We start from the raw sequence: 22,423 nt of genomic DNA, 5'->3' as shown, positions 1-22,423 counted from the left end.
GCACAGCTTCCGGGCTGACGGAGATCCACCGATCACCGGATGCCGCGCTCACCGGAGCGCGGCACTCCTGGTCCGCGTACCTGTGCCTCCGGCTTCCGCCGGACCGGGTGTGCGGCCTGGCCGACGACGGATCACTCGGACGTCGCGCTCAACTTGACACCAGGGACAAGGGAGCCCCCATGCTCAGGAAGCGGGTGGTCGCGTCAGCGGCCGTCGCGTTCGTCGTTCTGTTCATAACCGGCGCGTGTGGCTCGTCGAGTACGTCGAGTACGTCGAGCCCCAAGGCGTTATCGACACTCAAGGGCACACCGATCAAGATTGGCAGCATCGGGTCGTTCAGCGGCAGCCAGGCGTCGTCCGAGGGCGGCTCCGTTGAAGTGCTCAAGGCGTGGNCGCAGTCGGTCAATGACGGCGGCGGCATTGCCGGGCACCCCGTCGACCTCGTCATCAAGGACCTGGGGAACAACGTCACGGGGGGCCTGGCGGCGGNCAAGGAGCTCGTTCAGCGAGAGAAGGTCGTCGCGATCGTCGGCGAACAGGACAACGCCGACACGACCTGGGCCTCGTACATCGCGAGCACCGGCGTGCCAGTCATCGGTGGCCTGCCGATCAACATTCCCTTTGCCACGAACGCCGACTTCTTCCCGGCGGGGACCAACGCCTTCGCGCTGCTCTACGGGGAGCTGGCACTGGCGAAGCAGGTGGGAAACAAGTTCGGGTTCCTCTACTGCGCCGAGGCGCCGCAGTGCGCGAGCTCCGTTCCCCTGGTGAAGGGCATCGCCAGCGCCATCGGAGTTCAGGTGCCGGTGNCCAGCAAGGTCTCGGCGACAGCTCCCGACTACACCGGGGTATGCCAGCAGCTGAAGGACGCNGGCGTCCAGAGCTACTCGGTTGCCAGCGCCTCCGCGGTGGTGATCCGTGTCTCCCGGGCATGCAGCCAGCTTGGTCTCAAGGCCGAACCNCTCAGCGACGACGGGACACCCTCGCCGGCCTGGGCGACCGAGCCCAGTCTCGACGGGGCGCGCTTCGCCGAGGNGGCCCTGCCCTTCATCGACACGACGACGCCGGGCGGACAGGCCTACCAGGCGCTGCTCGCCAAGTACCTCCCGAAGCTGGGTAACAGCAACGGCCCGGCCAGCCTGTACGCCTTCGCCGCCGGAAGGCTCTTCGAGAAGGCCGCCAGATCCGCCGCGACCGCGGGCAGCGACATCACCGCCAGCTCGCTCAAGACAGCTCTGTACGGGCTCAAGGGCGAGACTCTCGACGGACTGACGCCACCGCTGACCTTCACCCAGGGCAAGGCACCGCTCGTGAACTGCTACTTCACGATGGGCATCGACGGCGGGAAGTTCACCCAGCCGAACGGCAGCAAGACGACCTGTGCCCCGGACGCGCTTGTAGCCGGGATCGTTTCACAGATCGGTAAGTCGTAGGGCTGACGCTCGCCGGAAACGCACCGGGGCCGGGGCACCGCCAGCCCCGTCCCGGGTGCGCCCGCTCCGCCGCCACATCGATCTGAGGACTCGAGCGCATGACCTACCTCCCCTATCTCATCGCCGGTTTGGTCACCGGCTCCGTTTACGGGCTCGCCGCGACGNGCCTCGTCCTCACCTACAAGACGTCCNGGCTTTTCAACCTCGGCCACGGGGCCCTGGCGACCGTTGCCGCGTACCTTTTCTACGAGCTAAACGTCCACGCGAACCTGCCCTGGGGATTAGCGGCGGCGATCTGCGTACTGGTCGGCGGCCCGGTCCTCGGACTGCTCTTCGAGCTGATCGCACGTTCTCTCGGCGCGACCGGTCTGAGCGTGCGCATCGCGTCCACGATCGGCTTTCTACTCGTCGTCGTGTCGATCGTGTCGTTGCGCTACGACAGCACGACCACCCGCGTGGTCCCGCAATACCTCCCTCAGTCGAGCTTTCACCTCGGCAGCACCCCGATCACGGCCGCCCAGGTGATCATCGCGGTCCTGGGTGTCACCGCGACCGCGGCCCTCGCCGTGTTCTTCCGCCGGGCGAGGCTGGGTGCGGCGATGAGGGCCGTCGTCGACGACGGCCCGTTGCTGGACGCCGCAGGCACCTCGGCCCTCTCGGTTCGGCGCTGGTCGTGGATCATCGGCGCGACCTTCGCGGCAACCTCGGGAGTGCTCCTGGCTCCGCTGCTTGCGGAGCTCAATCCGCTCAACCTGACCTTCCTCGTGGTGACCGCCTTCGGCGCCGCGGCGATCGGCAGGTTCAGCAGTCTTCCGCTCACCTATGGCGGTGGCCTGGTCATCGGCGTCGCGCAGCAACTGTGCACCAAGCAGTTCACCACCGGAGTCCTGACCGGTCTGGCGCCGGCCCTGCCCTTCCTGGTCCTGTTCGTCGTGTTGCTGATCTCGTCGCGCCGACGCCTCTCCGATGATTCCCGGATCGTTCCGCGTAGCCNTGCCCTCGTCGTCCCGTGGCCGGTGCAGGGCGTGGGAGGGGCGGCAGTTCTGGTGCTGCTCGCCTTCATCCCCCAGATCGACACGCTCCATCTGACCGACTGGACCAACGCGCTGTCCTACGTGATCCTGTTTCTGTCGCTCGGCCTGCTCGTCCGTACGTCCGGACAGGTGTCGTTGTGCCATGTGAGTTTCATGGCCATCGGTGTCAGCGCGATGAGCCACCTGACCCAGAGCGAGNACCTGCCCTGGCTCCTCGCACTCATCGTCNCGGGTCTGATCGCGATTCCGGTGGGTGCGGTGCTCGCGATTCCGGCGATCCGGCTCTCGGGGCTCTACCTGGCCCTCGCGACGTTCGGCTTCGGAATCCTGTTGCAGTACATGTTCTACACAGAGCACTACATGTTCGGCGAGAGNGGCGTCGGACTCACGCTGTCCCGGCCCGCCGTGAGCTGGTTGTCCGTCTCCTCGGACAAGGGTTACTACTACCTCGTCCTGGTGCTCNCCGCCGCCGCCGCGGCCACGACGCTGATGATCACCCGTAGTCGACTCGGACGCCTGCTGCGCGCCCTGGCCGACAGCCCGGTGGGACTGGCGACGTCGGGCAGCTCCATCAACGTCACCCGCATCCTCGTCTTCTGCCTGAGCGCGTTCCTCGCGGCCGAGGCCGGCGCCCTGCAGGGCGTCTCCGCGCAGCAGGTGAGCGGGGACGCCTACAGCCCGCTGCTGTCCCTGACGTTCTTCGCGCTGATCATGATCGTTCCCGGGCGTGACCCCTGGTATGCGCTGTTCGCCTCCTTCGGCCTGATCCTGATTCCCGCCCTCGCCGCGTTCTCGGGGGCGACGACGGCCACTTGTCTGCAGCTCCTGTTCGGTGCGGCCGCTCTGCTCCTCCCCCTGAGCGACCGGTTGTTCCGCCAGGTGANCGAGCGACTGAGCGAGCGGTTGCCCGCGGCGCTCCCGGCTCGCTGGAAGGGAGAGACCTCCACAGGGCCGTCGGTGATCCTCCCGTCGACAGCGTCGGTCGCCGCCGGGCACGCAGGCTCGAGGACGCCGCCGCGACTCGCCTCGGGCAGCCTCGACACCCACGAACTCACCGTCCGCTTCGGCGGTGTCGTGGCCGTCGACGGCGTGTCGCTGTCGGCGCCGGTCGGCCGCATCACCGGACTCATCGGGCCCAACGGCGCCGGCAAGACGACCACCTTCAACGCCTGCTCCGGTCTGCTCCGACCGGCGCAGGGCCGGGTCGAGCTGGACGGGCGCGACGTCACGCGTCGCGGACCGGCCGCCCGGGCGCGCCTCGGCCTGGGACGCACCTTCCAGCAGATGCAGCTGTTCGACTCGCTACCGGTGTACGACAACGTGGCGATGGGCGCCGAGGCCCGGTTCGCCGGGAGCAGTGCGCTGCGCCAGCTCTCGGGGACCCGCGCGCAGATGCGCGAGGTGCGACGCGCCGCGGATGAAGCAATGGAGCTCTGCGGCATCACGGACCTCGCGGCGCGACCCGCCGGTGCTCTGTCGACCGGACAGCGCCGCCTCGTCGACCTCGCGCGGGCACTGGCCGGACATACCAAGGTCCTGCTCCTGGACGAACCCTCGTCCGGCCTCGACCGGGCGGAGACCGTGCGCTTCGGCGACACGCTGCTCGAGGTCGTCGGTGCCCGTGGGGTCGGGATCCTGCTGGTCGAGCACGACATGGGACTCGTGACGAGGGTCTGCGACCACATCTACGTCCTGGACTTCGGCCGGCAGATCTTCGACGGCCCGCCGGCGGACGTCGTCGCCTCGGCCGCCGTCCGAGAGGCGTACCTCGGCGGTTCGGTCGCCGAACCAGCGACCTCGCCGGACGAGCAGTCGCCCGCCGACACGGAGAAGGTGACCCGATGACGCAACCGCAGGAAGGCCCCGGGCACGCAGCGGGGATGGCGGACACGCGCCCGCTGCTCTCCGCCCGCGGGATCACCGCCGGCTACGGCCGGACCACGGTGCTGCGGGACGTCTCGCTGTCCCTTGACGCCGGGGCCACCGTCGCGGTGCTCGGCGCGAACGGGGCCGGCAAGACGACGCTGCTCAGAACGCTCTCCGGCGCCCTGCGCGCGGCCTCGGGGACGATCGAGCTCGACGGTGTCGACGTGACCGCCGCCGCCCCGCACCGGCGGGCCCGGGCCGGACTGTGCAGCATCCCCGACGGCCGGGGTGTGTTCCGCAACCTCGACGTTCGCGACAACCTCCGGCTCGCCGTGCCGCCGTGGTCGCCGTCCGGATCGTGGGACGCCGCCCTCGCCGCGTTCCCCGACCTGCGCGGGCGTCTCGACCAGCGGGCGGGCAGCCTCAGCGGCGGCCAGCAGCAGATGCTGGCGCTCGCCCGAGCCTTCGTCGCCGAACCGAAGCTGGTGCTCGTCGACGAGGTGAGCATGGGGCTCGCGCCGCGTCTGGTCGACGAGCTCTTCGAGGCCCTCGCCTCGCTGGCCGCTGCGGGGTGCGCGCTCGTGATCGTCGAGCAGTTCGTGCAGCGCGCACTGGCTCTCGCCCCCCATGTCCTCCTCCTCGACCACGGCGAGGTCGTCTACAGCGGCTCGGCCTCCGACGTCGACGAACAGCAGCTGCTGGGTGCCTATCTGGGAGCCGAGCTGACCGCCTGACTGCTTGCGGCCGTCTATTTTTCGTACTACAGTCCATAAATAAGCCAGGGTTCCACGTTGCAGTGGAAGGAGAACGATGGCTGCAGATCTGACCTCGCTGGCGGCGCAGTTCCATGCCTGGACCGACGAGCGCGCGGCCGAGCTCGCTGTCTTCCGCCACGAGCACCCCTCATCCGTGTCCGACCGGCTCGAGCTGGGACGCGGCCTGATGGCCCTGCTGGCGGCCGACGGTTGGAGCCTGCGCGGCTGGCCGGAGGACGTCGGGGGCAGCGGGGGGGACATCCGCGAGCGGGCGGTCCTCTACGACCAGCTCGAGGGTGCCGGGATCGGTGTGNCGGAGCAGTTCACGGTCATCGAGACGGTGGGGCCCGCGGTCATCCGGTTCGCCCCCACGCTGGCGAAGGAGCTGCTGCTGCCGTACCTGCGCGGAGAGGAGCTGTGGTGCCAGGGCTTCTCGGAGCCCGAAGCCGGCAGCGACCTGGCCTCCCTGCGCTGTCGTGCCGTGCCCACCGGGGGCGNCTTCCTCGTCTCCGGCCAGAAGATCTGGAGCAGCTACGGGCACCTTGCCGACCGCATGGTGGCGCTCGTCCGAACCGGAAGTGCCGAGAGTCGGCATCGCGGCCTCACGATGCTGATGGTTGACCTGTCGGGTCCCGGCATCACGCGCCGGCCCATCCGGCTGGCCAACGGAGAAGAGGAACTCTCGGAAGTCTTCTTCGACGATGCGCCGGTCGCCGGGAGTTCGCTCATCGGGGAGGTTGACAAAGGCTGGTCCGTGGCGATGTATCTCCTGCAGTTCGAGCGGGGGATGTATGCGTGGCTGCGCATGGCGCGCCTGCGCGGACGGCTGGCACGGCTCGCCCGGCGAGTCGACCCCGCCGATCCGATCGGCTGCCGGGAGGTCGGCCGGGCTCTCGCCGCCCAGCGCGCCCTGCGCGCCCGGACCTGGCACACCATCGCGCGCCTGGCCGAGGGCGAGACGCCCGGCCCGGAGACGTCCGTCGACAAGGTTCTGCTGGCAACGGCCGAGCAGGCGGTCGCCGATGCCGCTCGGGCCGTCGACCTGGCCGCATTCACCTTCGCCACCGAGGACCTCGACGACGCCCGCTCCGAGTGGTTCTACACCCGCGCAGCCTCCATCTACGGCGGCTCCGCCGAGGTACAGCGGTCGATTCTGGCCGACCACGTGCTGAAGCTCCCCAGTGAGGGGAAGGCCTGACATGGACGCCGACACGCTCAACGAGCTCCGCCTGACGCTGCGCAGGGTCTTCGCCGCCGGCGCCGACCCCTCCGTCGTCAACAAGGACCTCGCGGACCTCGGCTGGGACGACGCGCGCCACGANGACCCCGCGCAGACGGACGTCGCCTTCTTCGAGGAACAGGGCAGGGCGCTCGCGGCCAGCGATGTCCTGAACACCTCCCTCTGCGAGGCGCTCGGCGTCGACGTCGGGACGGGCGTGACGATCCCCGTTCGTGCCAGGTCCGGTGACCTGGCGATCCTCCTCACCGATGTCATCCCGGAGAAGCTGGTCGTCGGGGACCTGCGGTCCGCGGTCTTCCTCACGAAGTCCGACATCGACCCGCACGACATCGGCCCGCACGGCATCGGGCTGCTGGACACGACGCTCGGCGCCCGCCGGGTCGTGCTCCGTGCGGATGCGTCCGGCCGTCCGGTCGACGGTGCGGCCTGGTCCGCGGCCCTGACCGCGGCGCGACGCTCGCTTGCCTCCGAACTGGTCGGCGTGGGCCTGGAAGCGCTGGCCCTGGCCATAACGTACGTGTCGCAGCGCACCCAGTTCGGTCGACCGATCGGCAGCTTCCAGGCCGTCCGTCACCGGCTGGCCGAGGCCCACGTGCACCTCACGGCCGCGCAGGAGCTGGTCGGGGCCGCCTGGAACTCGGGCGATGCGGACGATGCCTGCCTCGCCAAGGCCGCCGCCGGTCGCGCCGCGGACCACACCATGCGGACAGCCATGCAGGTCTTCGGCGCCATCGGCCTCACGTGGGAGCACAAGCTCCACGGCTATGTCCGGCGGGCCGCGTCGCTTGACGCGCTCGCAGGCGAGTCCGGCTTCCTCGAGGAGAGACTGGGCCGCCGGCTCGTCGACGGGGCGATAACACCGTGACCGCGACCGACACGACTGCTGTGCGCGGTCACATCGACCGCCGTCGGGTCGATCTGCTACTCGCGCGGATCGCCCTTGGCCCCACGCACGGTCCGCTCCCTTCGGCCCAGGTCGCCGTCGCGCAGGACGGCGTGCTCGTCGCGTCGGAGAACTTCGGTACGGCGACCACCGCCACCCGGTACGTGCTGCAGTCGGTCGGCCGACCGGTGCTGGCCTCGCTCGTCTGGCGGCTCATCGGAGACGGGCTGCTGTCCGTCGAGGAGCGGGTGNCCGACGTGATCCCCGAGTTCGGGGCGAACGGCAAGGCGGAGGTCACCGTCGAACAAGTCCTCCTGCACACGGCGGGCTTCCCGTTCGCACCGCTGGGTTTTCCACGCATGCTGGACCGCGCACAACGGCTTGAGGCGTTCGGCCGGTGGCGGCTCGACTATGCACCCGGNAGCGCGCTCCAGTTCCACCTCACGTCGGCCGCGTGGCTGCTCGCGGAAATCATCGAGCGCCGGACGGGCCGCACAGCAGGGCAGTACCTCGCGGCGGAGATCAGCGAACCCCTGGGCCTGTCGCTNCAGCTGGGTGTGCCGGTTGAGGAGCAGGCATCGACCGTGGCGCCGATGGTCGCCGTGGACCGGACGTCCGCCGACCAGGACGTCGATCCGTGGGGTCCCTGGTTCCTCGCCCGGCCCGAGGTGCTGGCCGCCGGTGAGCCGAGCCACTCGATGGTCGGATCGGCGACCGACATGGCGCTGTTCTACCAGGCGGTAGCCCACTCCGGCCGGTGGGACGCAGCGGTCGTGGACGATGCCACGCGGATCCGGCTGAGCGCAATACCCGCGGGTGACCAGCTCTACGGCGGCTCCGCGACGCCAGTGAACATGGGCCTGTTCGTCACGGTCAGCGGTGCGACCGGCGGGAACTGGATGCCGACGACAGGGTCACCGCGCACCTGGGGGCACGGCGGCGCCGCATACCAGCTGGCGTTCTACGACCCCGAGACGGACGTCTCGTTCGCGCTGCTCAGCAACGGCTATCCGCTTCGCGGCTACGACTACACGCGCAGCGGCACCGCCTTCCTCACCAACGTCGCCAACCTCGCCGCCGATCTGGTGCCCTGACGCAACCAAGGAGATGGACAGCCATGCCGGTCCGACCCGATGCAGTGATTGTCTCCGCGGCCCGTACCGCCATCGGTACCGCGAACAAGGGCACTCTTGCAGCGACCTCCGCCTTCGATCTCGCCGAGCACGTGGTAGCCGCCGCGCTCGAGCGCAGCGGGCTGCCGTCCGAGGCGTACGACGACGTCGTGCTGGGCGAGGTCATGCAGGGCGGCGGCAACATCGCGCGCCACACGGCGGTCCGCCTCGGCATGACCTCGGTGCCGGGGCTCGCCCAGAACCGGNAGTGCGCCTCGGGTCTGTCCGCGGTGATCACGGCGGCGGCGGACATCCGCGCCGGCATGGGGCGGGCGGTCATCGCAGGTGGCACGGAGTCGCTGTCACTCACGCCGAGTGTGCATCAGCGCATCCCGGGCACCCGTGACTTCGATCCCGCGCGGTGGATGTCGCCGTCCCACCAGCCCACGGAGACGGCGCCTGCGATCGACATGTCGATCACGGTCGGCTGGAACACCGCGCAGATCGCGGGCGTCTCCCGCGAGGAGATGGACGCGTGGGCGGCGGAGTCCCACCGCAAGGCGGTCGCGGCCATCGACGGCGGCCGGTTCGAGGACGAGATCGTCCCGGTCAAGGTGACCCGGGTCGACGGGACCGAGGTCGTCTTCGGCGTTGACGAGCACCCCCGCCGGGACACGACCGCGGAGAAGCTCGCCGGGCTCAAGGTGCTGCACCCCGAGATCGAGGGCTTCTCGATCACCGCGGGGAACTCCTCCGGCCTCAATGACGGGGCGGCGGCGATGGCCCTCCTCGCGGACGACCTCGCCCGGCAGGAGGGGGTCGAGGCGCTCGCGCTCGTGCGCGGCTGGGCCTCGGTGGGAGTCGACCCGGTGCGTACGGGGCTCGCTCCCGTCGAGGCCATCATGATGGCGCTCGCACGTTCGGGGACGGCGCTGGGCGACGTCGACCTGTTCGAGATCAACGAGGCCTTCGCCTCGATGTGCGTGGCCACGACCCGGGCCCTCGACATCGACCCGGCGACCGTGAACGTCAACGGGTCCGNCTGCAGCCTCGGTCACCCCATCGCGGCCAGTGGCGCCCGCATGATTACGACGCTCGTCCATGAGCTGCGACGGCGTGGTGGGGGGACCGGCGTCGCGGCGCTATGCGCGGGTGGGGGCATGGGATCCGCGATCGTGCTCGACGTGCCCGCGCCCACTTCCCGTTCCTGACACCAGCATGACGAAGGACTACCTCTGATGGCCATGATCGAGAACACCGTCGGGCGACTGCCCTACCAGCTCGTGGACTTCGACCAGCACTCCTACGAGGCCGAGGACTGCTTCACCCGGCACATGCCCAAGTCCAGGATCGACAGCGCGGTGGCGCCGATCGTCGCGCCGAGCGGCAAGAAGGTGCTGCTGGCCGGCGACCGGATCGTCACCGCCCTCGAGAACGACCTCGACCAGGTCTACGTTCCCGGCTCGTTGGCGGAGATGCTGCGCCAACGCGCCTCCGGGGAGGCCGCCGACGCCGAGCGCTTCTGGCAGCCGTTGCAGCCGGAGTACCTCGACCGGGACGTGCGGCTCAAGCAGATGGACGAACAGCAGGTCGAGCGCTCGATCATGTACCCGGGTGNCTGGGCGCTGATGGCGGAGGCCTACCTCCAGGGCGTGGGCCCGCTGTACGACAATCTCGAGTCGTTCAATCGCTGGATCGACGAGGACTGGGGATTCAACTACAAGGACCGGTCCTACGCGCCGGCGCTGCTGTCTCTGCGGGACCTCGACCGGGCCGTCGCGGAGCTCGACCGGGTGCTGGCGGCCGGGNCTCGCTTCATCATGCTGCCGACCGGCCCGGCCTACGGGCGGACGCCGGGNGACCCCTACTTCGACCCGTTCTGGAAGCGGATGAACGAGGCCGGAGCCGTGCTGGCTTATCACATCACAGAGTTCTTCTACCAGGACAACGTCGCCTCCCCGTGGGGCTGGGGTCTGGTCCCGCCGTTCCAGTTCTCCGCCTGGCAGTGGCAGAACACCTACGGCGAGCGGCCGATCACCGACACCCTGTCGGCGCTCATCTTTGACAACCTGTTCGGGCGCTTCCCGAACATCCGGGTCCTGGTCAGCGAGTTCGGCGCCGAGTGGGTGCCGCACTTCGTCAAGCACATGGACAAAAGCCGCGGCATGGGGCGCAATGGTCCGTGGCTGGGCGGCCCGCTCACCGAACGCCCGAGCACGATCTTCCAGCAGTTCGTCCGGGTGGTCCCGTATCCGGAGGACGACGTGGTGGCACTCGCCGACCGGCTCGGCACCACGGACAGCCTGCTCATGGGCTCGGACTGGCCGCACGCCGAGGGCATGCGCGAGCCGGCGGACTTCTTCGACAGGGTCAGCGCACTCGGGGACGAACGCCGGCGGGCGTTCCTGCGCGACAACGGCCTCNGGCTGCTACGCGCGCTGTGACGAGCGAAGCCGCCACACCCACCGAGGCGTGGCACTCCCTCTACCCGTCGACACTACCGACGCACATCGAGCCGGAATTCGCCTCGATCCTCGACATGATCGAGGCGTCGGTACGGCGGGTGCCGGACCGGCCGGCCATCCGCTATTTCGGCCGCTCGATCACCTTTGCCGAGCTCGACCGGATGAGCGATGCGTTGGCGAGCGGATTGCTGGCGCTGGGCTTCGCGGCGGGCGACCGTGCCGTGCTCTACCTGCAGAACGTGCCGCAGTTCGTCATCGCGCAGGTGGCGGTGTGGAAGGCAGGCGGCGTTGCGGTGTCGGCCAACCCGATGTACAAGGCGCGGGAGCTCGCGGAGATCCTGCACGACTCCGGAGCGACCGTGCTGGTCAGCCTCGAATCGTTGTACCGCGACGTCGCGGCCGCGGTGGTGCGGAGCACGGCCGTCCGGACGGTGTTGACGACCTCGGAGCTCGACCTCGCGGCCGACGAGTCTTCGCTGCTCACGGGCATCGTGCGCACCCGGGCGGAGGGGACGCACGACCTGCTCGAGCTCGTCGGCGAGCACGACGGCGAACGTCCGGTCCGCCCGGCGTTGCAGGGTTCGGACGTCGCCCTTCTTACGTACACCTCGGGGACCACCGGGCCCCCGAAGGGGGCCATGACGACGCACGGCAACGCCGTGTTCAACGCCCAGACCTTCCGCGACTGGGTCGGGCTGAACGGTGACGACGTCGTTCTCGGTGTTGCGCCGCTGTTCCACATCACCGGTCTCATCGCCCACATNGCGGTGTCGCTGCTGATCGGGGCACCGCTGGTGCTGACCTACCGGTTCGACGTGTCGGACCTGCTGCGCACCGTCCGCGACGAGCGGGCGACCTTCATGGTCGGGTCCATCACGGTCTTCATCGCGCTGATGAACGCCGCCGACACGGATCCCGACGCGCTCACCTCGCTGCGAGCCCTCTACTCCGGCGGCGCGCCGATCGCCCCCGCCACGGCGCGGGCCTTCCAGCAGCGCTTCGGGATCTACATCCACAACATCTACGGCCTGACCGAGACGACCTCTCCGGCGATGGGCGTGCCGTTCGGGGTCGAGGCGCCTGTCGATCCCGTGAGCGGTGCGCTCGCCGTCGGCATACCGGTCTTCGACACGACCGTGCGGATCCTCGACGAGGCGGGCGCGCCCTGCGCTCCCGGCACGATCGGGGAGATCGCGGTATCGGGACCTCAGGTCTGCGCGGGCTACTGGCGCAAACCCGCGGAGACCGCCCAGGCCTTCGTCGCCGGCGAGCTGCGGACCGGCGACGTCGGCTTCATGGACGAGCACGGCTGGTTCTATCTCGTGGATCGCAAGAAGGATCAGATCAACGCGGGCGGCTACAAGGTCTGGCCGCGCGAGGTCGAGGACGTACTCTACGAGCATCCGGCGGTACGAGAAGCAGCCNTCGTCGGCGTCGCCGACGACTACCGCGGCGAGACCGTGAAGGCGTACGTCTCGCTCGTGCCGGGAGCGAACGCCACCGCGCAGGAACTCATCGCCTTCGCCCGGGAACGGATGGCGGCGTACAAGTACCCGCGGCTGCTCGAGCTGGTCGACGACATTCCGAAGACGACCAGCGGGAAGCTCCTGCGCCGGGCGCTGCGCGACCAGACCTGACGCTCCTGGGCCGGCCTGCGCCGTCTCCCCGCAACGCACAACAGCGCTGATTTGTGCGCTGATGGGCCTCGGCCGGCGCGGTGCGTGCTACCGCATGCCACGACTACGACCACCGGTCCTGGGTTCCGTGCCGATGACGCCGTTGGCTTCGAGAGTCTTGACTGCTTCGTCGGAGAGGCCGAGCAGGTCGCGCAGGATCTCGGTGTTGTGCTGGCCGAGGAGCGGGGCGNCGGTGCGGTTGTAGATCCGTGTTTCGCGGGCCCGGATGAGGGCGGCGCAGGCGTAGAGGGCAGCCTGCATCGCCCCCACCACCGTTGCCTCGTCGGCCATCTCGGTGCNTGCCGTGGTCGGCTCCCGCGGGTGCAGCAGCCCGTCGTCGCCGCGGGCCAGCAGGTGCGCCCCGGCCACCGCGCCCATCATCATCCCGTGCGCCGGGATACCACGGTACGGCCCGTTCGCCCCGAAGGCTATCCGTCGAGGAAGCTCTCCGCACCGTCCAGCAGGCGCCAGAACACCTCCCGGCCAGCGTCGGNGCGCACGTCCAGCGCGATTGAGCGCTTGTTCTTGTTCACCTGCAGATGCGGCACGCTGTAACCGGGTTCGAGCTGGCCGAGAAAGTAGCGCAGATAATCGCCCCGCGGTGGCGCCTCAACCTTGATCACATCTGCATCGAGATCGGCGAGGAACATCCCGAGGCTGTAGGTGTCATAGTACGGAGCCTCGGAGTCGANCAGGTTGCTCGCCGGTTCGTCCGACCAGCCACCCCCGCGCGTCCCGCCCACATCATCTACGCGAGCGAGCACGTCCCGTCGACGACTGCCGCGTCGAGAACCTGTCTTTCGCCGGACCGTTCCCGCTCATACAGGGCGGCCAGAACACCCATTACCAGATAGAGCGAGCCGCCCCCGAAGTCGCCGACAAGGTTGAGCGGCGGCGTGGGCCGCGCGCCCTCGGTCCCGATCGCGTTGAGCACTCCCGTGAGCGAGATGAAGTTGATGTCGTGTCCCGCCCACAGGGCCAGCGGCCCGTCCTGGCCCCATCCGGTCACACGCGCATAGATGAGGCGCGGGTTGCGCTCGAGGCAGTTGTCGGGCCCCACGCCGAGCCGCTCTGTCACGCCCGGGCGCTATCCCTCGATCAGCACGTCCGCGCGCCCGGCAAGCGCGAGTACGATATCACGGCCGCGCGATTCCTTCAGATTCGCCGAAACAGAACTACGGCCGCGCAGCATCCAGGCCTCTGCCTCTTCGGGCAGTACCTGCAGACCACTGGCCGGCCGCTCCACCCGGACGACATCCGCCCCCAGATCGGCCAGCAGCATGGCGGCATGCGGCCCCGGGCCGATCCCGCCGAGTTCGAGCACCCGGAGATCCTGTAAGGGTCCTGGCATCAGCTCCTCTTCCTGGCGGGCTCACCTCACGCCGGCTGATGCGACCGACGCGTTCCACCGCGCGGTCAGCTCAGATTTCCCAACCTTGCTCCAGGTTGCGGGCGGACGATCAGGCGGACTCGCTCGCCCACGCGTTCCGGAGGCCAATTCACGGCGACCCGGGCCACANAGCCACCAAGATCTTCTCCGGGCGCCGCCGGCGCCGTCGGCGCCGCACTTCCGCACCCACTCGGCCGCCAGGTCCCGCAGCTGGGGCTTTACCTGGAGATAATTTCTGTACTATAGTCCATAAATCATTCGGTTGCAGCGATGTCACGAGAAGGTGGGCGCCAGGATGACCCGTCAGGATTCGATGGTCCAGGCGTCACGCCGCCAGTACTATCTCCGCCGGGNCTGGTGGGACGACACCACCCTGGGACAATTAATTGATCATGGTCTCACCGGCCGGCCGGACACGGTCTTCCGCGTCTGGTCCCGAACTCGGNCATACTCCGGCACCTATCGGGATGTGCGGGATCTGGCCACCCGAGTGGCCGGTTCCCTGCACCACCGCAACGTGCGATCGGGCGACCCGGTCATCTTTCACCTCCCCAACTGGCTGGAGGCCGCCGTCTCGTTCGCCGGCCTGGCGTTCGCGGGCGCGGTGGCCGTCCCTGTTCCCCACTACGTCAGCGGGTCGGATCTGGGGAAAATCGCGCGACTGAGTCGGGCCCGAGTCGTTATCACCTCAGGCGCCGATCCCGCCCGATGCTCCGACGTCGTGACAGCGTTGAGGTCGACAGCACCCTCGGTTGAGCACATCGTCGTCGTGGGTGGACCGGTGCCCACCGGCTGCGAAGGCTTCGATGCCTTCGTCGCGCACCGCGCGAGCGAACCGATCGCGAGCGAACCGATACGGACGGACCCCGACCAGATCGCACTGCTGNCATTCACCTCCGGGACCGGATCGGCNCCGAAAGGCGTCGTCCACACGCACAGATCGCTGTGCGCCGAAGTCCGGTCGCATCTACCCATTCTGGTCCCGTCCTCGAGCCGGCCACAGCTCACCNGCGGCCCGATCTCCCATGCCGCGGGAATGCTGCTGGGCCTCCTGCTGCCGATTCACCGCGGCCAGCCCGTGAACCTCATGGATACNTGGGATCCCGCCGACGTCTTCGCTGCCATGGATGCCACGGGCCTTTCCGCGGGCACCGGGGCGGTGTATTTTCTGGCCAGCCTGCTTGACTCTCCCGACCTGACCCCCGGACGACTGGCACAGATCGACTCCGTCGTGCTCGGTGCCTCCCCCGTGCCCACCTCCCTCGCCAGACGCGCCGGCCAGCTGGGCATCGACGTCGTTCGCAGCTACGGGTTGACCGAACATCCCACGATCACCGGAGCCGCCGTCACCGACCCGGCCGACAAACGTGAGACAACGGACGGCAGGCCGCTGCCCGGCGTGGAGCTGAAGATTCTCCGGGATTCGGGCGAGACGGCGGCGCCCGGTGAGGCCGGCGAGGTCTGCGCCCGCGGTCCCGACCTGATGACCGGCTACCTCGATCCCGAGCTGAACGCGGAGCTGTTCGACGCCGACGGCTGGTTGCGGACCGGCGACATCGGCTTCCTCGATGCGGAAGGCTGGTTGACGATCACCGGTCGCAGCAAGGATCTCATCATCCGCAACGGCGTGAACATCAGCCCAGGCGAGATCGAGAATGTGCTGCTCGCCCTCCCCGGCGTGGTGGAAGNCGCTGAGATCGGCATGCCCGACGAAAGCACAGGGGAACGCGCGCACGCCGTGNTGCGGCTGCGGCCGGGAGCGACACGGCCGGACCTGGAACAGGTGCGGCGTCATCTGCTCGGCGCCGGCCTGACCAAGGTAAAGTGGCCCGAAGGGTTGCACATCGCGACGGAGTTTCCGCGGACGCCGTCGGGGAAAGTGCAGAAGTTCCTGCTCCGCCGCGATCTCTCGTCGTTTCTCGAACCGACATCGGAGGACCGATGAGCCGCCCCGCACTCCCGCGCCGTGCCGGGAGAGATCCGGCAGGGAGGTGAACTTTGGTGAATACTGCGCGTCGGGCGGATACGGGCGGCCGGGCGNCTGGNATCAACCCGGATCCCGTGGTGCTCGAGTCATGTCGGACAGCCCGGTTCATCGAGCCCTGGTCCACCGGGATGACCGTGCCGGTGATGTAACGCGCCTCGTCGCTGGCGAGGAAGACGANGGCGTTGGAGACGTCGACCGGCTCGATCCACGGCTGGCCCATCCGCATGATCGAGGCGAAGACCGGCCTGGCGTCCTCGATCGTCGGGTTCTCGAGATCGGGNCGGAACAGCTTGAACGTGCCGGCGTTCTCGGTGACGAGCGGGGTGTTCACGGTGCCGGGGCACAGCACGTTGACTCGGATCTGCTGGGCGGCAAGCTCGTTGGCCAGTGTCCTACCGAGGGCGATGACGCCCGCCTTGGAGGCGTTGTAGTCGGCGAGGTTCTGCACGTACTTCGCGCCCGCACCCGAGCTGGTACAGACGATCGACCCGCCGTTGCCGGCCGTGACCATCGCGGACCTCTTCGACGAAGCGGTGCTCGGCCCGTTCACGGAACTTATGGCCCAATTTGTGGGCGTCCGCCGCGTTCCATACCTTCGCCGAGGCCACCAGCCGCCGCTGTGCGGAAGGCCGCCGGGCCGCCTCCCCCGGCTGGAACTCCACCACCGCCTCCGAGAACGACCTCAACCGCCTCGGCTCCTTCTGAAGGTCACCGATGCCGGGCTGCCGGTGCTTTCGAGGTATGCGTACAACATGCGGATGGCGGTGGCGCCCTCGCCGACGGCTGAGGCGACTCGGCGGACGGTGCCGCTGCGCACGTCACCCACGGCGAAGACGCCGGGTTGACTGGTCTCCAGCATGTTCGTGCGGCAGTCGGGACGCCGCGGCGCGCCGTCCCGCGTCGTCGTGGCGGCGGTCGTGGCGGCGGTCGTGGCGTTGCCTGCCGCACTGGTCGCGGTGGTGGTCCTGGTCATGGCTTCTTCTGCGTCCGTGCCGGTGAGCACGAAACCGCGGTCGTCCAGCGCGACGGTGTCCGCGAGCCACCCGGTGCAGGGCTTCGCGCCGATGAAGACGAACAGGGCCTCGGCCGGGACCGTGCGCTGTTCACCGGTGTGCTTGTCACGCAGTACGACAGCTCGCAGCGAGTCGTCTCCCTGCACCTGCTGGACCTCCGTGTGCGGCACGACGAAAATCCGGGGATGCCGCATGATCCGGTCGATCAGGTACCGCGACATGTTCGCGGCCAGGTCGTCCTCCCGGACCACCAGGTGGACGACCGGCGCGATGTCGGCCAGGAAGATCGTGGCCTGCCCGGCGGAGTTGCCACCGCCGACCACCGCGACCGGGCGGCTGGCGCACAGGCGGGCCTCCATCACCGTCGCGGCGTAGTGGACGTCGGTCCCCTCGAACCTGTCGATGCCGGGCACGTCCAGCCGGCGGTACCGCGCGCCGGTGGCGATCACTACGGTCCGGCTGACGATCTCGGTGTGAGAGCCGCCGGTGTCNCACCGGACCACGTACAGGTCACCGTCCGGTACCAGCGCCACCGCCTCGGCCGGCACGTTGATCTCGGCGCCGAACTTGTGCGCCTGGATGGCCGCGCGGTCGGCGAGTTCCGCCCCGGAGATCCCCGCGGGGAAGCCCAGGTAGTTCTCGATCCGGGACGATGTGCCCGCCTGCCCGCCGGTGGCGACGGCATCGAACACGGTGGTGGCCATCCCCTCCGAGGCGGCGTAGACAGCCGCCGCGAGCCCGGCGGGACCGGCCCCGATGACCAGCACGTCCCGCACCGACGTGTCCGATCGGCCCACTGGCAGGCCGATGGCCTGGGCCAGCTCGGTGTTGCTCGGATTGCGCAGCACCAGGGTGTCCCGCCAGATCACCACCGGGGTGTCCTGGGGCGTCAGGCCGATGGCGCGCAGCACCTGCTCTGCCTCGCGGTCCTGTTCCAGGTCCACGAACCGGTGCGGCATCCGGTTGCGCGCGGCGAACTCCCGCAGCCGCCGGCTGTCCGGGCTGTAGCGGGAGCCGATGATCCGGAATCCGGCGCCCAGGCCGATCAGCATCGATCGGCGCTGGAAGCAGGTCCGCACGATCTCGTCGCCGAGACCGGCGTCGCGGTTTGTCACCTCCCGCAGGACGTCCAGCGGCACCGCAAGTATCTCGCCGTCCTCGCCGGCGATCGCAGTGAAGAAGGAGACCTGGCCCTCCAGCAAACCCAGCTCACCGAGGTAACGACCGGGTCCGTGCACCCGGACCACCCGTTCCTCGTCGGTGCCGTACCCGGTGATCACAAGTACCTTGCCACGCAGGATGACCAGGAACTCCTCGGTCCGTTCGCCCTCCCGGACCANCACCTCGCCGGCCCGGACCTGGCGCCGTTCCCCGCGGGCGGCCAGGGTCGCGATCTGATCGTCGGACAGCCTGGGATACGCCCCGTACAGGTCGGGTGTCTCGGTCAGATCAGGAGTCTCGGTCCGATCAGGAGTCTCGGTCGGGTCGAACGCGTCCCTACGTGCGGAGGTCGGCGTGGCTGCGGCGGNCGGTCCCTCCCCGTCCGTTGCGCCGTGCTCCCGTCGAAGGTTCTGGTCGGTGGTCGAGCGCCGCTCAGACATACGACTCCTCGAAGTGGCCTGAACCAGCACCCCGCCGCCGGCGATCGCGCCCATCNCCAGTTCCTCCTGGCCCGCACCCCAGCCTGCGGTCACGAAACACGCGGTTATTGGACATGACCCTCTATCCTGCCTGCTCGGCGACCAAAATGGNGTGATGCCCCACCGCGNCCAACAGAAAACACATCGCCGGTTCGCGGCTGTCTTCCCAGGCTCCCGCGGCCTTCCCAGGCTCCCGCGGCCCCGCGCAGAGGCATGGGAGCATGCGGCGACATTACTGAGATAGCGTTCNTGTGAGCTCGAGAACTGATCTCTTGNGGAACCAGCCCACCCGTTCCACTCTGGCTACGTNGACGTGGGCAGAGTGGACCCGGGTAGAAACGTAGCAATGAGGATCGGGGGAGATCGTGGCGGTGAGACTGAACAGAAAGGCCTATGACCATGCCCGGAAGCTGATCGAGGACAGGAAGGTCATGCTGGACGAGCGGGACGACTGGAGCGAGCATCAGCCGTCAGCTCAGCGGGAGAGAAGGTTCGTCGAGGAGCATGGCCTCGGTGAGTACCAGAGGTGGTACCTGGGGATCGACGACAAGGTCGGCGAGGGCCGGAGGACGCGGTACAAGTTCCCCTACGGTGACTTCGAGAACGTGCACCGGTGCGGGGTCCTGTCTGCCGAGTCGAGAGCCGGGCAGTACAAGCATTTCGACGTTGAACAGGCCGCCGCCCACCTGCATGGAATGCTTGACGTTGTACGCGCCGGATAGCGGCGCGCACGCGACGACCAGCCGAGGGAGGACCACCATGCCGGTTATGGGCGTGACCAGATTCGAGCGATTCNTCCGGATCGCCGCGGGTCTGGACATGGACAAGAACGACGTGAAGCGTTACGGCGATTTCGTCAACAACAAGGTCTACGATCTGCTGCTCATGGCGCAGGCGACCGCGAAGGCAAACGTCCGAGATGTGATAGAACCCTGGGACCTGCCCATCACCAAGGGCCTCCAGGAGAGCATACATCATTTCCGGGATCTCGACGAGGAGATCGAGCTGCGTCCCATCCTGGAACAGATCGCGGCTCGTCCCCCGCTGGACCTTGCCCTGAGCGACGACACCNCGGCCCGCCTTCCCCTCATCGTCGGCGGACTGAGCCTCGCACTCGCCAGAGCCTTCACGATCATCGAACCGGAGCTCAAGAATCCCGGACCCAGCGAATGGGAACGCGTCAGCCNCATCTTCGACCTCCTCCTTTAAGCCGCCGGTGAACCTCCCTTGAACACCTGGGGGAAGNCACGCGAGGAAGGGAAGGCGTGGTGAGGTCAGCCCGGGCCGAAACATCNTCGATCGCCCGGCCGCTCCGCGTCGCCGAGGGCTCGGAGATCTCGATGTGGTGGCCCCCGGGGATCTTGGGCACACTCGGTTGGGTACCCGGCANGCGGGCAGGCTCTCCAGAACGACCGCGTCGTTCGGGGAAACATCTTGGATGCCCTGCGCGGTGGTGCAATCACGACCCACGTCGGGTGGGGGCGATCGATATGTCACATGGTGATGGCAATTTCGCGACAGATGGGGGCAGTGCCCGCGGCTCACGGTCGAATGACCTTGGAGCCGGTGCTCCTNGAGCAGGGGTTCTCCACCGCGGCGACCCGGGCCCCGATGATGCTCGCAGCGAGCGGGGAACGGACCGTGCGGACGGGACCGGCCACACGGTCGGGTCGCAGCAAGTGGTCGCCACCTTCAGTACCTACGCCGATGCCGAACGGGCCGTCGATCGACTTGCCGACCTTCACTTCCCGGTGGAANGGACCGCCATCGTCGGCCGCGACCTGCACACGGTCGAGAAGGTCACGGGCCGGCTGACCTGGGCGTCCGCGGCAGGCCGGTCGGCGCTCGCCGGTGCCGTCACGGGCGCACTGATCGGCTGGATCTTCGGCCTGTTCAACTGGATCAATCCTGTCCAGGCAGCGGCGCTGCTCGCGCTCTACGGAGCCATCTTCGGCGCAGTCCTCGGTGCTCTGATGGGCCTGCTCATGTACGCGTTCAGCCGGGGCCGGCGGGATTTCGTCTCCGTGTCGGCGCTGAGTGCCGATCGCTACGACCTGCTCGTCGATGCCGACGTGGCGCACGAGGCGGCCCGGCTTCTGGCGCAGACCGAGTTCGGCCGGCTCTCGTCCGCCGGGAGCAGCCGAAGCTGACATTGATCGTCCGCCGGCCCGGCGCGCGCGGTGGCGCGTCGTGCGGACGTGTCGGCCTCTGCTCCGCCGTCTTGCACTGGTTCGCCGGGTGGCGGCATGTTGCGGTCTTCGTCCGGCCGGTCCTACCGTGGTCGTGAGGACTGCCGGGGCCCCGCCACTTCCACCAGAAGGCTCCCACCGGGAGGTCATCGTGGGTAAGGCAGTAGGAATAGACCTGGGGACGACGAACTCGGTCATCGCCGTTGTCGAGGGCGGCCAGCCGACAGTTGTCCCCAATATTGAGGGCTCGCGCACGACGCCTTCGGTCGTTGCTTTCACGGAGAGCGGCGAGCGGCTGGTGGGTGAACTCGCCCGCCGTCAGGCGGTGCTCAATCCCAAAGGCACGATCACCGNGGTCAAGCGGTTCATCGGCCGCCGGTACAGCGAGGTTACCAGCGAGCTGAAGACGGTCACGTACGACATCACCGCCGGAAAGGAAGACGCAGTAAGGATCGTCGTTCGCGGGCGCGAGTACGCCCCCGAGGAGATCTCGGCGATGGTGCTCCGGAAACTGGCCGACGACGCCNCCAAGTTCCTCGGCGAAAAGGTCACCGAAGNCGTGATCACGGTGCCGGCGTACTTCAACGACGCGCAACGGCAGTCGACCAAGGACGCCGGCCGGATCGCCGGCCTGGACGTGCTGCGCATCATCAACGAGCCCACCGCCGCCGCGCTGGCCTACGGGATGGACAAGAGGTCGCACGAGACCGTACTGGTCTTCGACCTGGGCGGCGGCACCTTCGACGTGTCCGTCCTCGACGTGGGCGACGGCATCGTCGAGGTGCGGGCGACCGCCGGCGACACCCATCTCGGCGGCAACGACTGGGACCGCCGCCTCGTCGACTTCCTCGCCGACGAGTTCCGGAACCAGACCGGCATCGACCTGCGCAACGATCCGCAGGCACTGCAGCGGCTCTTCGAAGCCGCCGAGAAGGCGAAGGTCGAGCTCTCGACTGTCTCCCAGACCCAGATCAACCTGCCGTTCATCACCGCCGACGCGAACGGCCCGAGACACCTCAACACCACCATCACCCGCTCGCAGTTCGAGAAGATCACGGCCGATCTGCTCGAGCGATGCCTGCCGCCGCTGCGCCAGGCGATGGCGGACGCGAAGGTCTCCGAGCAGGACCTCGACGAGGTGATCCTCGTCGGCGGCGCCACCCGCATGCCGGCCGTGCAGGCCCTGGTGCGCCGGCTGACCGCCGGCAAGGAACCGAACATGACGGTCAACCCGGACGAGGTCGTCGCCGTCGGCGCCGCCATCCAGGCCGCGGTCATCAAGGGCGAGGTCTCCGACGTGCTGCTGCTGGACGTCACCCCGCTCTCCCTCGGTGTCGAGACGCTCGGTGGCGTGAGCACGAAGGTGATCGACCGCAACACCACCATCCCCGCGCGCCGGAGCGAGACGTTCTCGACGGCGGAGGACAACCAGTCGGCCGTCGACATCGTGGTGCTCCAGGGCGAACGTGAGATGGCCGCCGACAACCGGACGCTGGGCCGGTTCCGGCTCGAGGGCATCCGACCCGCCCCGCGCGGCCAGGCACAGGTCGACGTCACCTACGACATCGACGCCAACGGCATCCTCAACGTCACCGCGAAGGACAAGGGCACCGGCGCCGAACAGCAGATCACCATCTCGGACAACACCAACCTGCCGCAGGACGAGATCCAGCGCATGGTCGCCGACGCCGAGCGCAACCGGGCCGAGGACGCCCGGCTGCGCGAGAACGCCGACGCCCN

9 protein-coding genes and 30 pseudogenes are annotated in these 22,423 nt (G+C 68.8%); 32 read left to right on the top strand and 7 right to left on the bottom strand.

The window, feature by feature from the left end:
• Positions 1-1,531: 1,531 nt before the first annotated feature.
• The 25 genes and pseudogenes from UK94_RS73645 to UK94_RS49460 all read left to right on the top strand — a co-directional run.
• Positions 1,532-1,597 (top strand): annotated as a pseudogene (locus tag UK94_RS73645) (hypothetical protein); the annotation flags it as partial.
• A 28-nt stretch (positions 1,598-1,625) separates the two neighbouring features.
• Positions 1,626-2,426: pseudogene (locus UK94_RS49570) on the top strand (branched-chain amino acid ABC transporter permease); the annotation flags it as partial.
• Between the two features lie 23 nt (positions 2,427-2,449).
• Positions 2,450-2,665 (top strand): annotated as a pseudogene (locus UK94_RS76060) (hypothetical protein); the annotation flags it as partial.
• A gap of 31 nt (positions 2,666-2,696) precedes the next feature.
• Positions 2,697-2,841: pseudogene (locus UK94_RS49555) on the top strand (hypothetical protein); the annotation flags it as partial.
• A gap of 1 nt (position 2,842) precedes the next feature.
• A pseudogene (locus tag UK94_RS49550) lies at positions 2,843-2,929 on the top strand (hypothetical protein); the annotation flags it as partial.
• Position 2,930: 1 nt separating this feature from the next.
• Positions 2,931-3,350 (top strand): annotated as a pseudogene (locus UK94_RS49545) (branched-chain amino acid ABC transporter permease/ATP-binding protein); the annotation flags it as partial.
• A 74-nt stretch (positions 3,351-3,424) separates the two neighbouring features.
• Positions 3,425-4,312, top strand: a complete 888-nt coding sequence (locus UK94_RS49540) for an ABC transporter ATP-binding protein (RefSeq protein WP_313949496.1) — start codon at positions 3,425-3,427, stop codon at positions 4,310-4,312.
• Positions 4,309-5,067: an ABC transporter ATP-binding protein gene (locus tag UK94_RS12475; RefSeq protein WP_011603776.1), complete on the top strand. Its 759-nt coding sequence runs from the start codon at positions 4,309-4,311 to the stop codon at positions 5,065-5,067. Before UK94_RS49540 ends, UK94_RS12475 begins: the two co-directional genes overlap by 4 nt.
• Positions 5,068-5,143: 76 nt before the next feature.
• Positions 5,144-5,401 (top strand): annotated as a pseudogene (locus tag UK94_RS49535) (acyl-CoA dehydrogenase family protein); the annotation flags it as partial.
• A gap of 1 nt (position 5,402) precedes the next feature.
• A pseudogene (locus UK94_RS49530) lies at positions 5,403-5,585 on the top strand (acyl-CoA dehydrogenase); the annotation flags it as partial.
• Position 5,586: 1 nt separating this feature from the next.
• Positions 5,587-6,286, top strand: a 700-nt coding sequence (locus tag UK94_RS49525) for an acyl-CoA dehydrogenase family protein (RefSeq protein ID WP_235487662.1), incomplete at its 5' end; no start/stop codon positions are given.
• 124 nt (positions 6,287-6,410) lie between these two features.
• The coding region (locus UK94_RS12465; protein ID WP_235487660.1) for an acyl-CoA dehydrogenase family protein at positions 6,411-7,193 on the top strand (783 nt) is incomplete at its 5' end.
• Positions 7,190-7,462 (top strand): annotated as a pseudogene (locus UK94_RS73635) (hypothetical protein); the annotation flags it as partial. The gene UK94_RS12465 and the pseudogene UK94_RS73635, both read left to right, overlap by 4 nt.
• 1 nt (position 7,463) lies before the next feature.
• Positions 7,464-7,632, top strand: a pseudogene (locus tag UK94_RS49515) (serine hydrolase); the annotation flags it as partial.
• 1 nt (position 7,633) lies between these two features.
• Positions 7,634-7,758, top strand: a pseudogene (locus UK94_RS49510) (serine hydrolase); the annotation flags it as partial.
• 1 nt (position 7,759) lies between these two features.
• A partial coding sequence (locus tag UK94_RS49505; RefSeq protein ID WP_235487658.1) for a serine hydrolase occupies positions 7,760-8,305 on the top strand: 546 nt, incomplete at its 5' end.
• Between the two features lie 23 nt (positions 8,306-8,328).
• Positions 8,329-8,589 (top strand): annotated as a pseudogene (locus UK94_RS49500) (acetyl-CoA C-acyltransferase); the annotation flags it as partial.
• 1 nt (position 8,590) lies between these two features.
• Positions 8,591-9,364 (top strand): annotated as a pseudogene (locus UK94_RS49495) (thiolase family protein); the annotation flags it as partial.
• Position 9,365: 1 nt separating this feature from the next.
• Positions 9,366-9,534, top strand: a pseudogene (locus UK94_RS49490) (acetyl-CoA C-acyltransferase); the annotation flags it as partial.
• A gap of 417 nt (positions 9,535-9,951) precedes the next feature.
• Positions 9,952-10,131 (top strand): annotated as a pseudogene (locus UK94_RS49485) (amidohydrolase); the annotation flags it as partial.
• 1 nt (position 10,132) lies between these two features.
• Positions 10,133-10,181 (top strand): annotated as a pseudogene (locus tag UK94_RS49480) (hypothetical protein); the annotation flags it as partial.
• Between the two features lies 1 nt (position 10,182).
• Positions 10,183-10,746 (top strand): annotated as a pseudogene (locus UK94_RS49475) (amidohydrolase family protein); the annotation flags it as partial.
• Between the two features lie 116 nt (positions 10,747-10,862).
• Positions 10,863-11,551 (top strand): annotated as a pseudogene (locus tag UK94_RS49470) (AMP-binding protein); the annotation flags it as partial.
• Position 11,552: 1 nt separating this feature from the next.
• A pseudogene (locus tag UK94_RS49465) lies at positions 11,553-12,212 on the top strand (AMP-binding protein); the annotation flags it as partial.
• Between the two features lies 1 nt (position 12,213).
• Positions 12,214-12,425: pseudogene (locus UK94_RS49460) on the top strand (long-chain fatty acid--CoA ligase); the annotation flags it as partial.
• Positions 12,426-13,156: 731 nt separating this feature from the next.
• Here the strand turns inward: UK94_RS49460 and UK94_RS32495 are convergent.
• The 7 genes and pseudogenes from UK94_RS32495 to UK94_RS73625 form a co-directional block, all read right to left on the bottom strand.
• Positions 13,157-13,815 (bottom strand): annotated as a pseudogene (locus tag UK94_RS32495) (CaiB/BaiF CoA-transferase family protein); the annotation flags it as partial.
• A gap of 2,085 nt (positions 13,816-15,900) precedes the next feature.
• Positions 15,901-16,018 (bottom strand): annotated as a pseudogene (locus UK94_RS73630) (hypothetical protein); the annotation flags it as partial.
• 1 nt (position 16,019) lies between these two features.
• Positions 16,020-16,121, bottom strand: a pseudogene (locus tag UK94_RS49455) (NAD(P)-dependent oxidoreductase); the annotation flags it as partial.
• Between the two features lies 1 nt (position 16,122).
• Positions 16,123-16,391 (bottom strand): SDR family oxidoreductase (locus UK94_RS49450; protein WP_268761318.1); only part of this gene is annotated, 269 nt, incomplete at its 3' end.
• A gap of 132 nt (positions 16,392-16,523) precedes the next feature.
• Positions 16,524-17,345, bottom strand: a pseudogene (locus tag UK94_RS49445) (NAD(P)/FAD-dependent oxidoreductase); the annotation flags it as partial.
• A gap of 1 nt (position 17,346) precedes the next feature.
• A pseudogene (locus tag UK94_RS49440) lies at positions 17,347-18,193 on the bottom strand (cyclic nucleotide-binding domain-containing protein); the annotation flags it as partial.
• Between the two features lies 1 nt (position 18,194).
• The coding region (locus UK94_RS73625; RefSeq protein ID WP_268761329.1) for a hypothetical protein at positions 18,195-18,239 on the bottom strand (45 nt) is incomplete at its 3' end.
• 620 nt (positions 18,240-18,859) lie between these two features.
• Between UK94_RS73625 and UK94_RS12405 the strand changes: the two genes are divergently transcribed.
• From UK94_RS12405 to dnaK, 7 genes and pseudogenes are all read left to right on the top strand, one after another.
• Positions 18,860-19,216, top strand: a complete 357-nt coding sequence (locus tag UK94_RS12405) for a hypothetical protein (protein WP_011603761.1) — start codon at positions 18,860-18,862, stop codon at positions 19,214-19,216.
• Between the two features lie 350 nt (positions 19,217-19,566).
• Positions 19,567-19,680: pseudogene (locus tag UK94_RS49430) on the top strand (DUF1931 family protein); the annotation flags it as partial.
• 493 nt (positions 19,681-20,173) lie between these two features.
• A pseudogene (locus UK94_RS76055) lies at positions 20,174-20,251 on the top strand (glycine zipper family protein); the annotation flags it as partial.
• Position 20,252: 1 nt separating this feature from the next.
• Positions 20,253-20,644 (top strand): glycine zipper family protein (locus tag UK94_RS76050; RefSeq protein ID WP_313949492.1); only part of this gene is annotated, 392 nt, incomplete at its 5' end.
• A 190-nt stretch (positions 20,645-20,834) separates the two neighbouring features.
• Positions 20,835-21,036 (top strand): annotated as a pseudogene (locus UK94_RS49425) (Hsp70 family protein); the annotation flags it as partial.
• Position 21,037: 1 nt separating this feature from the next.
• A pseudogene (locus UK94_RS49420) lies at positions 21,038-21,209 on the top strand (Hsp70 family protein); the annotation flags it as partial.
• 32 nt (positions 21,210-21,241) lie between these two features.
• Positions 21,242-22,422, top strand: a pseudogene (gene dnaK, locus UK94_RS49410) (molecular chaperone DnaK); the annotation flags it as partial.
• Position 22,423 lies beyond the last annotated feature (1 nt).

It is taken from the genome of Frankia sp. AvcI1 (assembly GCF_001420875.1).
GTDB lineage: Bacteria > Actinomycetota > Actinomycetes > Frankiales > Frankiaceae > Frankia > Frankia alni.
The sequence above is the reverse complement of the archived record's forward strand: the minus strand, read 5'-3'. Positions and strand labels throughout refer to the sequence as shown.

Excerpts from the sequence above, each read along its gene's own strand:
- UK94_RS12475 (WP_011603776.1), top strand. The coding sequence starts at position 4,309 with ATGACGCAACCGCAGGAAGGCCCCGGGCACGCAGCGGGGATGGCGGAC.